At 33.1% G+C, this 10,753-nt stretch carries 14 protein-coding genes; 6 read left to right on the forward strand and 8 right to left on the reverse strand.

Annotation, left to right across the window (positions count from 1 at the left end; all coding sequences use genetic code 11):
* Positions 1-3 precede the first annotated feature (3 nt).
* From ACODSI_RS12395 to ACODSI_RS12415, 5 genes are all read right to left on the reverse strand, one after another.
* Complete coding sequence (locus ACODSI_RS12395) at positions 4-357, reverse strand: 2TM domain-containing protein (RefSeq protein ID WP_488917175.1); 354 nt, start codon at positions 355-357, stop codon at positions 4-6.
* 1 nt (position 358) lies between these two features.
* Positions 359-664, reverse strand: a complete 306-nt coding sequence (locus tag ACODSI_RS12400) for a 2TM domain-containing protein (protein WP_488917176.1) — start codon at positions 662-664, stop codon at positions 359-361.
* 2 nt (positions 665-666) lie between these two features.
* Positions 667-2,004: a histidine kinase gene (locus ACODSI_RS12405; RefSeq protein WP_488917177.1), complete on the reverse strand. Its 1,338-nt coding sequence runs from the start codon at positions 2,002-2,004 to the stop codon at positions 667-669.
* Between the two features lie 121 nt (positions 2,005-2,125).
* On the reverse strand, positions 2,126-2,749 hold the full coding sequence (locus ACODSI_RS12410; RefSeq protein ID WP_488917178.1) for a hypothetical protein: 624 nt from the start codon (positions 2,747-2,749) through the stop codon (positions 2,126-2,128).
* Between the two features lie 237 nt (positions 2,750-2,986).
* Positions 2,987-5,140, reverse strand: coding sequence for a TonB-dependent receptor (locus ACODSI_RS12415; RefSeq protein ID WP_488917179.1), 2,154 nt, complete (start codon positions 5,138-5,140; stop codon positions 2,987-2,989).
* A 168-nt stretch (positions 5,141-5,308) separates the two neighbouring features.
* On the opposite strand from ACODSI_RS12415, the gene ACODSI_RS12420 reads away from it, so the two are divergent.
* The 3 genes from ACODSI_RS12420 to ACODSI_RS12430 all read left to right on the forward strand — a co-directional run bounded on the left by ACODSI_RS12420 (position 5,309) and on the right by ACODSI_RS12430 (position 6,926).
* A complete protein-coding gene (locus ACODSI_RS12420; protein ID WP_488917180.1) occupies positions 5,309-5,701 on the forward strand; it encodes a hypothetical protein in 393 nt (130 codons plus the stop codon).
* 91 nt (positions 5,702-5,792) lie between these two features.
* Positions 5,793-6,626 carry a 50S ribosomal protein L11 methyltransferase gene (gene prmA, locus ACODSI_RS12425; protein WP_488917181.1) on the forward strand — a complete coding sequence of 278 codons (834 nt, stop codon included), beginning with the start codon at positions 5,793-5,795 and terminating at the stop codon, positions 6,624-6,626.
* 24 nt (positions 6,627-6,650) lie between these two features.
* Entirely contained in the window at positions 6,651-6,926 is a 276-nt protein-coding gene (locus tag ACODSI_RS12430) for an ATP-dependent Clp protease adaptor ClpS (RefSeq protein WP_488917182.1), read from the forward strand.
* Positions 6,927-6,962: 36 nt separating this feature from the next.
* On the opposite strand, the gene ACODSI_RS12435 is transcribed toward ACODSI_RS12430, so the two are convergent.
* The 3 genes from ACODSI_RS12435 to ACODSI_RS12445 all read right to left on the reverse strand — a co-directional run bounded on the left by ACODSI_RS12435 (position 6,963) and on the right by ACODSI_RS12445 (position 8,280).
* A complete protein-coding gene (locus ACODSI_RS12435; protein ID WP_488917183.1) occupies positions 6,963-7,229 on the reverse strand; it encodes a heavy-metal-associated domain-containing protein in 267 nt (88 codons plus the stop codon).
* Positions 7,230-7,304: 75 nt separating this feature from the next.
* The gene (locus ACODSI_RS12440) at positions 7,305-7,718 is read right to left on the reverse strand and encodes a DUF6691 family protein (protein WP_488917184.1); all 414 of its coding nucleotides are present in this window, start codon (positions 7,716-7,718) and stop codon (positions 7,305-7,307) included.
* Between the two features lie 4 nt (positions 7,719-7,722).
* Positions 7,723-8,280 carry a YeeE/YedE family protein gene (locus ACODSI_RS12445; RefSeq protein WP_488917185.1) on the reverse strand — a complete coding sequence of 186 codons (558 nt, stop codon included), beginning with the start codon at positions 8,278-8,280 and terminating at the stop codon, positions 7,723-7,725.
* Positions 8,281-8,361: 81 nt separating this feature from the next.
* On the opposite strand from ACODSI_RS12445, the gene ACODSI_RS12450 reads away from it, so the two are divergent.
* The 3 genes from ACODSI_RS12450 to ACODSI_RS12460 all read left to right on the forward strand — a co-directional run bounded on the left by ACODSI_RS12450 (position 8,362) and on the right by ACODSI_RS12460 (position 10,614).
* On the forward strand, positions 8,362-8,826 hold the full coding sequence (locus ACODSI_RS12450) for a 2-dehydro-3-deoxyphosphooctonate aldolase (protein ID WP_488917186.1): 465 nt from the start codon (positions 8,362-8,364) through the stop codon (positions 8,824-8,826).
* A gap of 95 nt (positions 8,827-8,921) precedes the next feature.
* Positions 8,922-9,740 carry a 3-deoxy-8-phosphooctulonate synthase gene (gene kdsA, locus ACODSI_RS12455; RefSeq protein WP_488917187.1) on the forward strand — a complete coding sequence of 273 codons (819 nt, stop codon included), beginning with the start codon at positions 8,922-8,924 and terminating at the stop codon, positions 9,738-9,740.
* A 10-nt stretch (positions 9,741-9,750) separates the two neighbouring features.
* Positions 9,751-10,614 carry a hypothetical protein gene (locus ACODSI_RS12460; protein WP_488917188.1) on the forward strand — a complete coding sequence of 288 codons (864 nt, stop codon included), beginning with the start codon at positions 9,751-9,753 and terminating at the stop codon, positions 10,612-10,614.
* Positions 10,615-10,753 lie beyond the last annotated feature (139 nt).

Consider the following 10,753-nt stretch of genomic DNA (forward strand, 5'->3'; position numbering starts at 1 on the left):
ATATTATTCAAATCTATTCTTTTTTTCTTTGTCCATGAGTTCTTTGATTTTCTTTTCTTCCCAATTGCTTCCGAAGAAAATATCATGTCCAAAAACAGATAAACCATGCGCTACCAATCCGATTCCCCAGAAAAAAACCGTAGAATAGGTATGCAACTGAAATAGTGATTGCATTGAATTGGCTTCAAAACAGTGATTTACGATTAGATACGTGTTCACTAAAATGTAAACAATTAAATGTGTGTAAAATCTTTTAATGCGTTTCACTCTTTTGAACGCAGCATAATAATCTTCGTTTGAAACTCCCGTTTCGTTTTGAAATTTTTCAAATAGTCGTTGTTCGTCAATTCGTTTCATCTTAGTTCCAGTTTTTTTTTGATTGATTTTCTTTCTCCATTAGCTCTTTTATTTTGCGCTCTTCCCAGTTTTTTCCTAAGAAAGGTGAATAATTAAAGACTTTCATTCCGTGAAACAACACTCCAATTCCCCAACCCAATAAAGGCCAAAAAAACCAAAGTTCGTTGGGTGAAGTCATTAAATTTAAGATTAGAAAAAATCCATTAAATATGATGTAAGCTATAAGATTTCCGTAAAAACCTTTAATGTCATTGACTTGCTTTTTAGCTTGATAATAGCGTTCTTTTTCGTTATAATTTGCTTCCATGATTATTTCCAATTTTTAGTTGCTTTTTCTTTATCTAAAATTTCTTTTATTTTGCGTTCTTCCCAATTGGTTCCGTAACCAAATACTTTAAATGCGTGCATTAACACCCCGAATCCCCAACCTGCTGCTGAAAACCAAAACCATTGAAATTCGGGAGAATATCTAAGATTAATGAATATTAAAATCGGAATTATAGTGCAATACGAAATTAAATTTCCATAAAATCCTTTTAATTCTTCTACTCGTTTTTTGGCTCTGTAATAAGCTGTATTTTCGGTATAATTTAGTGTTGCATCCATAAGGGCTATTTGTTTGGTTAAAATGGGTAAATGCACTGCAAAAACATTGGCTGTTTCTTCTATCAAGACATTTCTTTGGGTTAAAATTCCGTAGCGGCTTACAATATTTTGCAACCCAACTCCTCTTCTATCTTGCAGCACTTCTTTCTTTTGCAAATCGTTTTGAACTACCAAATAATTATCTTTTACAAAAATTTTAATGTGTAATGGTTTCTGTTCACTAACAATATTATGCTTGATGCAATTTTCGAGTAACAGTTGTAAGGAAAGTGGTACTACTTTAGCCTCTGTATTTTCATAGTGTTCCGGTAATTCAAATGAAATACTGTTTTCAAAACGCATTTTCAATAAGTTCATATAGGTTTTAGCAAAAGCTAATTCTTCTGAAACCGGAACCAATTCTTTGTCTTTTTGCTCTAAAACATAGCGGTAAATTTTAGACAATGACGTAGTAAATCGTTGGGCATTTTCTGGATTTTCCTCAATCAACGAACTCAGTACGTTTAAGCTATTGAACAAAAAATGAGGGTCGATTTGGTTTTTTAAACTCTCAAATTTTGCGTTGGCGGTACCTGCAATAATTTTTTGTTCTTTAACTTTATTTTCTTGATAAGCTTTATAAAAATGAAAAGCATAGAAAGATAATGTCACAAAAAATGTAATAAGTATTGAAACTACATAATAATTTGGACTTTCGTTTTCAATAAATTTTTGAAAAACAGTTCCGTTTATAAAGACTTCTTGAAAAATTCTTAATAAAAATATAGTCAAGAGTGATAAAACAAATGAACTCAAAAAACCTACTACAATTCTTTTCTTTGAAAATCTATTAGCTCCAAAAACTTTATCTAAGTAATCAAAAATCAATCCGTTAACCGTTGAGAGCGAAAACGTATATAAAACGGTATATCCAAATGCTGTTAGCAACTCTTTATCCAAACGAACCGTTGCACCTAGCAATACATTTATAAGTAGAATCACCAAAAAAATAACAATACTTAAAAAAATATTTCTAGGAAGATCTTTTAGGAAACTTGTCATGTTGTAATAATTAATTAGTAACGTTTTATTTGATAAAGGCTGCTTCAATTTCTATAAACAGAGAACCATAAACTCAATTCTACAGATATTGTCTCGATTTGTATTTTTTATATTTTTGAAATTACTTTCCACAGTTTTGTACGGCTTCTTGTGCTCTATCCAATCCCCAACTTGGTGAAAATGGCGTTTCTGGTTTAAATTTAGCAAATAAATCTAATGATCTTTGAAGTCTACTACATATTTCTTTTACATCGGCACCGGTCCATTTTGCACCACCCATATCGAACTCGGCTTTACACAAAACTACTCTCGGATTTTCTGGTGCCAACAAACTGGCATGCATGTATATTTCAGATATTTTAGGAGATAATGTCATTCCGTAGGTCATTGGATCGGATGCCAACAAAGCTGTTTTTGCCATCGCTTGAACTACTAAAAGTTCTACATTGTTGGGTGTTTTAGCCAATTCGATATCCAATGCTGCATTTGCTTTTGCTAATAGCGAAGTGATTTTATCTTTATTCGCAGGATTAAACGCTTCAGTCGTATTGATTAAGGCTACATAATAATTAGGCAAATAATTGTCTTTTTCGGCAGCAGCTATTCGTTCAAACAACGCTGATGCTTCAGTACTTTTTCCTTCTTTCCATAATCCTAAAGCTTTTCCCATTCCTTGCTCGTATTGGGTTTGAGCGATGGCTAGTGAACAAATAAAAAATGTAATTGCGGTAATAATTTTTGTCATGATTTCTAATTTTTTAGTTAATATTTTTTGATGATTGAAACTTCTTGTTTTTATTTCTGATGTAAAAGTATCACGGTTGGTTTACTTGTAAAACTTATTGTTACTGAATTGTTGATTTTTGATGATGAATTGTATTTTAAGTTCTGAGGTTCTAGGGTTCTAAGATGCTAAGAAACTAAAGCTCCAGAAACTTATAAACTCAGCGCCTTAGAACCTCAAGAACTAAACACCTATACCCTACAAATTATTCAATTGATTGTCTTTTTTATTGTCGCTAATCGTCCAAAAGAAGCCTACAAAGAAGAATCGGTCAGCGGTTGGTGTAATAGCTCTTCGGTTGTAAAACCCATTACTGTCTGGCGAATTGGCATATTCATAACCATACACATTTTGAGTTCCTAAAATATTGGAAACCGAAAAATACAAGATCTTTTGTTGCGAAATTAAATAGGCCCAACTCATACTCAAACTGTTATACGTCTTGGTTTTCCCATTCATAAAAACAGTTTCATTGGGGTTGTTATACGGACGACCTGTGGTAAAACTATTGGTAATGCTCAACTGCGATTTCCATTGGTCAATCCAATATTTTCCCACTACCGACAAACTGTGATCGGCAACAAAACTCGGAGTCACTTCGGCAGTATAATTTTTATAATCTCTTTTCGTATCGATGTACGAATAGGAAACCCAATATTCTAAATTTTTAAACGACTTACCGTCTCTCCAAAAGACATCCAATCCTTTAGCATAGCCTTTTCCGTTGTTATTAAACACCGTATTATATTGCACTAAAGAAGTATTGTATTTCACCAAATCGGAATAGTCTTTGAAATAAATTTCCGAACGGAACGTGCGTTTTTCTTTACTGTATTGGTAATTCAAAATGTAATGTGATGCCTTTTCACTGCTTAAATAATCGGCATATTTTAGATAATCTTGTTTGGGTGCTTGCGTGAAATTTCCAAAAGCAACCGAAAACTGACCGCTTTTACTCACTTTATACGCCATTGAAATACGTGGTGAAACGGCATCTTCATGCAAATAATTGTTATGAGAAGCACGAACACCCAATTTAGCCGCTAATTTTTTAGAAAAGAAAATGTCTGCTTCACTATAAACCGCAGCTATATTTGCTTGATACCCACTTGAAAAATTAACTCCTAAATTTCCATTAAAATCTTCATTAAATTTTGTAATAAAATAATCGCCACCAAAAGACAACTTCACTCGATCGGAGAATGATTTTCTGAATTTTAATTTCAAATGCGATGAATGTTCGGCATTGTTGACCTTATCCAAATCCAAACCAATTTTGTTATGACTGTACCCATAACTCAAACCTGTTGTAAGTTGCCAACCATTACCACAACTTCCTTTGTACGAAGAATTTAAATAAAAATTATTATTGTTTAAATCGACTCTAATTTTAGAAGGACTGTTGATGCTCTCTTGATTAATATCAAATTGGGAAGCGTCGAAAGCTGCATATAATTTGAACATTCCGTTGGTAAAACTATGACGAAATACCGTTTCACCCGAAAGCGATTGAAAAGGCTTGTTCCATTCTACGTTTTGATGCACCAAAGCTTGATAAGGAGCTAAATTTAGATAGGCCGTGTTGACACTAATCGAATTTTTACCCCATTTTTGTGTATTTGCTAATCCCAAACCAACCGTCATGAATGAAATATCGGTCTTTTCTTGAGCTTCTTCTTCCTTGGTGTTGAGTAATAACACACTTGATAAAGCTTCCCCATACTCTGCCGAATAGCCACCTGTAGAAAACGACATTCCGCTGAATAGAAAAGGAGAAAATCGACCGCGAGTAGGTAAGTTTTGTGTAGTTGCACCATACGGTTGTGCTACACGAATGCCGTCAACAAACGTTTGTGTCTCATCGGCTTCGCCACCACGTACAAACAAACGTCCGTCTTCACCAACAGTTTGCGTTCCAGGTAAGGTTTGTAAAGCAGCTACAATATTGCCATTAGAACCCGCTGTGGTCACAATATCTAACGGTTTTAAGACCGAAACCCTGGCTTTTTCACCAGCATCAAACGTTCCAGCAGTAATTACAACCGTATCTAACGTGTTGATACTTTCTTTTAGTTTAATGGTTTTGAGGTTTCCTTTTTCAACCTCAAAAGGTAATTTGATGGTTTCGTATCCTAAAAAACTAACCACTAAAATTTTAGTTCCTTTTTCAGAAGATGTAAATAAGAATTCGCCTTTTTCGTTGGTTGTGGCACCATCATAAGAGCCTTCTATAAATACGTTTGCACCTTGAATGGGATTGTTTTTTTCATCGATAACTATACCTGAAATTTTGGATTGAGAGAAACCGCAGATTGATACAACGAAGAATAAAAAAGTACTAATTGTCTTCATAATTATTTGTTTTGATGAAGCAAAGTTGCATCAAACTATAAAAGTAGAAAATTATTCTTTACCGAATTGTAGATATTTAGGGATGAATTGTTGATGTAATTTTGAAGGGTTTAACTTTTCAATTCAAAATAAATTACTATTATTGCATAACAATTAAATTCAAAACAAATGAAACTTATAAAATCTTTCTTAGCGCTTGCTTTATTATTTGCAATCAATACTGTTTCTGCACAGTCAATTACTGATAAATGGAAACAAATGCATGATTATCACGAATTGCTGTCTAAAACATTTCATCCTGCTGAAGAAGGAAACTTTAATGCAATCAAAAATTCATCAGAAAATTTAGTAGTATTGGCTGAAGCACTGGATGTAAAAACAATGCCTCAAGATTTAAGAAATTCTAAAATAGATGAAACTATCGCTGTTTTAAAAAAACAAACCAAAGTCGTTAATGATTTGGTACAAAGAAAAGCACCCGATGCAGAAATTATGAGAGCCTTTGAAAACCTTCATGATGTGTTTCACAGAATTGTTGAGATTTGTCAAGGAAAAAAATAAAATAAAAAAACCAGCTTTCGAGCTGGTTTTTTTTGAACTATATATTAATTGAATTCCTTTTGGATTCTTACCTTTGCAAAAAACATACTCCATGTCAAACATCTATTTAGGATACCATTTTACAGTTGAGCCAAAAGAGTTAGGTTCGGAAATTTTAATTGCTGAACTCGGCGAAAAACCATTTGAAAGTTTTATTGAAACCGATTTAGGTTTGGTAGCCTACATTCAAAAAGATTTATGGACTGAAGATGTTTTAGACGATATTTACATTCTAAGTTCACCAGAATTTACAGTATCTTACACTGTAGAAGAAATTGATCAAGTGAATTGGAATGAAGAATGGGAAAAGAATTTTGAACCCATTGACGTAGATGGAACATGTCATGTTCGTGCACCATTTCATCCTAAAACAGAAGCCGAATTTGACATTGTTATAGAACCAAAAATGAGTTTTGGAACCGGTCATCATGAAACCACTCACATGATGATTCAGCATTTGCTAGAAACTGATGTAACCGGAATGAAAACTCTAGACATGGGTTGTGGTACGGCTATTTTAGCTATTCTTGCCGAAATGAAAGGTGCCAAACCGATTGATGCTATTGATATTGACAATTGGTGTTATTTGAATTCTATTGAAAATGCCGAACGTAATAATTGTCACGAAATATCAGTTTATGAAGGAGATGCTGCATTATTAAAAGATAAAAACTACGATTTAATTATCGCTAATATCAACCGAAATATTCTACTAAACGACATGCAAGCGTATGTCGATTGTTTAAATAAAGGTGGTATTTTACTCCTGAGTGGATTTTACAACGAAGACATTCCGTCTATTGATGCTTGTTGCACGGAGAAAGGTTTGACTTATGTTAAAAAGTTTGAAAGAAACAATTGGGTTTCATTGAAATATGTAAATTAGTACAATCAATTTATTGTGACAATTATGAGTACAATTGAAAAAGTTCAGGAAGAAGTTTTAGTGGAAGAACAAACCAGTAAAAACAATGAAATTGTTCTTTACAATGACGATGTAAATACGTTTGATCACGTAATTGAAACTTTAATTCGGGTTTGTAAACACCATGCCGAACAAGCCGAACAATGCGCAATTCTAGTACATTACAAAGGGAAATGCACGGTTAAAACAGGCTCGTTTGACGAATTGGAACCACAATGCACACAATTGTTGGAAGCCGGTTTAAGTGCTGAAATTATTTAAACAGTAACATTAATAACTATCTTCTTTAGTTTCTGTCTAGCTCATTTTACCAATAGCACAACTCACAAATGATTTCGCCTTTGTGCCTAAAGAATTTTCGTCACCTTCAACTGGGTAACCATTTTCTTTTAAGGTTTCAATAACCACAGCCAAATCCAATTCATCTTTATAATTGAAAGTAACCGAACTTTCGTCAACGTTTACTTCAATATCGGCAATATTATCCAAATCGCTTAACTTTTTAGTAATGGTTTTAGCGCATCCACCACACTTTAAATTTTGAATAAAAACTTTCGTGTTCATAACATCTTATTTTATGACACAAAGTTACTGCGATTGAAACTAGTATAATGTGACAAAAGTCACATAAGCGTTATGTTAATGGGGTAATTTATCTTTGATCAATCCGTACAAAAAAGTTCCAAATAGAGCTCCGAATAAAACAAAGCCAATACTCATAAATCCAGCACCAATAAGTATAAAGATGGGACCAGGACAGGAACCGACCATAGCCCAGCCTAATCCAAAAATCAATCCGCCAATCCAATAGCGGAACGTTCCTTTTTCTTTATCGGCAATTTCTATTGGAAGTCCTTTGATGTCATTCATTTTGGTACGTTTAATAATTTGAATCCCAAGAACTCCAGTAGCAATAGCAGTCATAATAATGCCATACATATGAAACGAATCAAATTGAAACATTTCATAAATTCGATACCAAGAAACGGCTTCTGCTTTGGTAAGAACAACACCAAATATAAATCCTACAATTAAATATTTTACTACATTCATCTTTTTAAAAAATTAGAGGGAAAATAAAATTGACCATGATTAATCCTCCAATGAAAAATCCGATTACAGCTTTTAGAGAAGGTAATTGAAAGTTACTCAATCCAGAAATGGCATGTCCAGAAGTACATCCACCAGCATAACGAGAACCAAATCCAATCAGGATTCCTCCTATTATGAGTAGCAAAATCTTTTGAGGTGAATGAAAAACATCGGAACCAAAAATGGCATCAGGAAGTAATTTTGAATTGGGAGCGTCAATTCCTATTTTTTGTAATTTCTGAATAGTTGCAGGATTTATAGTCACATTCGAAGCATCACTTAAATAATGAGTGGCAACATAACCTCCTATCATGGCACCTAACACCACTACTAAATTCCAACGTTGCGACTTCCAATCCCAATCAAAAAATGAAACCCGTTTTCCGATACCTGTCATCGAACACAAACTTCTGAGGTTGGAGGACATTCCAAAAACTTTTCCAAAATAAATGAGCGCTAGCATAACCAGTCCGATGACAAAACCAGAAATCGACCAATGCCAAGTATGAGTTATAAATTCCATAGAATATTTTTTTTACAAAAATAAAGATAGTGGTTTGATATTTGATTATAAATTGACATATTTGACTAAAAATAGTTTGCAATGAAAAAAATCAGCCTACTTCCCTTCATTTTAATCATATTACTATTTACTTCTTGTGGAAGCATTAAATCTACCTTAATGAACGTTGACGATTCAGCTGTAAAGCCCCAAGTAATAGCCAATCAGTTCATTTTAACCGAATATGCTGAAGATTCTAAATATGGTTACGATAAAAACTATCCCATCAATTTAGGTTTTGAAAATGAGAAGTATTCCCCAAAAAATGTGATTTACTTTTTCAATGCGATTACTGGTCCAAATGGTGAGAAAATTTCTTTTGAAAAAATAGACACGTGCTGTCCTTTTCCAAGTAAGAAAAGTGTGATGGGAGCAGGTACTTTAGATTTATATGAAGTGAAATTTGAAGGTTCTGACAAAAAAATTATTTTATACATTAATATATACGAAAGAAGTAAAGTTGTTTGTCCAAAAGGGTTTTCAATTAAGAAATTCGGTTCGAAATAATGCCATAATTTACTTTTTTAACACATATTAAACCTTCTAATACGCTCGTTAGAAGGTTTTTCTTCTTATATTTGCCTGTCAAAATATAAATTATAATGAACATAAAAAATATTCCACAAATCAAGCATATTGATAGTGGTAACTTCTTCCTATTAGCCGGTCCATGTGCTATTGAAGGTGAAGAAATGGCAATGAGAATTGCAGAAAAACTAATCACAATTACGGATAAATTAGAAATTCCTTACGTTTTTAAAGGCTCGTTTAAAAAAGCCAATCGCTCTAGAATAGATAGTTTCTCGGGCATTGGAGATGAGAAAGCCTTAAAAATACTTCGCAAAGTTTCGGAAACGTTTCATGTCCCAACTGTTACGGACATTCATACTAATGAAGATGCTGCAATGGCTGCCGAATATGTTGATGTGTTACAAATTCCTGCGTTTTTAGTCAGACAAACCGATTTGGTTGTTGCTGCGGCAAATACCGGAAAAACGGTTAATTTGAAAAAAGGACAATTTATGAGTCCCGAGAGCATGAAACATGCCGTTCAAAAAGTGTTAGATTGTCACAATGAAAATGTTATGGTTACCGATAGAGGAACCATGTTTGGTTATCAAGACATGATTGTTGACTTCAGAGGCATTCCAACCATGCAACACTATGCTACAACGGTTCTAGACGTTACCCACTCGTTACAACAACCCAATCAAACAGCCGGTGTAACTGGCGGAAGACCCGATATGATTGAAACGGTTGCCAAAGCCGGAATTGCTGTGGGAGTTGATGGTATTTTTATTGAAACTCATTTTGATCCAGCAAATGCGAAAAGTGACGGAGCTAATATGCTGCACTTAGACTATTTTGAAGACTTAATGACTAAATTAGTCGCAATCCGTAGAACCATAAATCAATTTTAAAACTACACTAATGTTAATTAAATTACGAATTCCAATTGTACTACTTTTTGTAATACTTTCACAAGGAATACTAGCACAAGACAAACCTATATCTGAAAAATATACTGCTCACAATAAAGGAAAAGTATTTGCTTCTTTTGGAGGAAATAGAGAAAAGTTTACCAAGTCAGATATTCATTTTCAAGGATCAAATTTTGACTTTACGGTTCAAGATGCTCATGCCGATGATAAACCAAAAGGCTGGAATATAGATTACATAAATCCAACACGTTTTACAATTCCACAAACTAATATGAAATTTGGTTATTTCATTTCAGATCATTATGCGATTTCAATTGGCGTAGATCACATGAAATATGTTTTTACTCAAAATCAAACTGCCAACGTAACTGGATATATTAATATGCCAAGTACAGAAAGTGGATCTGTCTATAATGGTTCTTACAATAACACTCCAGTAGATTTTACAGACGGAACCTTTTTAAAATTTGAACATACTAACGGATTAAATTATGTAAACACAGAAATATCAAGATATGATGATATTTCAAAACTTTTTAGCATTGGAAATACTGATAAATTTCAAATCAGTTTAACGGAAGGATTGGGCGTTGGTTTTTTATATCCTAGAACAGATGCTACAGTACTTGGAAACAAAGAACATGATGAATTTCACGTTGCTGGATATGGATTATCAGCAAGAGCAGGTTTAAATTTTAATTTTTTCAAATACTTTTTTATTCAAACTGATTTAAAGGGCGGTTATGTAAATATGCCCGATATTCAGATTACTTATAATAAATCTGAAAAAGCATCGCAACACTTTATGTTTATTCAGAGTATCATTTCATTTGGGTTAAATTTTAAAATTTAACTATGTATTTATTATTTTTTTTATATTTTTGATAATTATCTATTTCATAACAAACAAAAAACAATCAATTTATATTTTATGAAAAAAATTACTTTACTGATTATTGCTTTACTTTTCTCGGTAGCAGGTTTTTCTCAGT

The sequence above is a fragment of the Flavobacterium sp. FG139 genome, assembly GCF_057809695.1.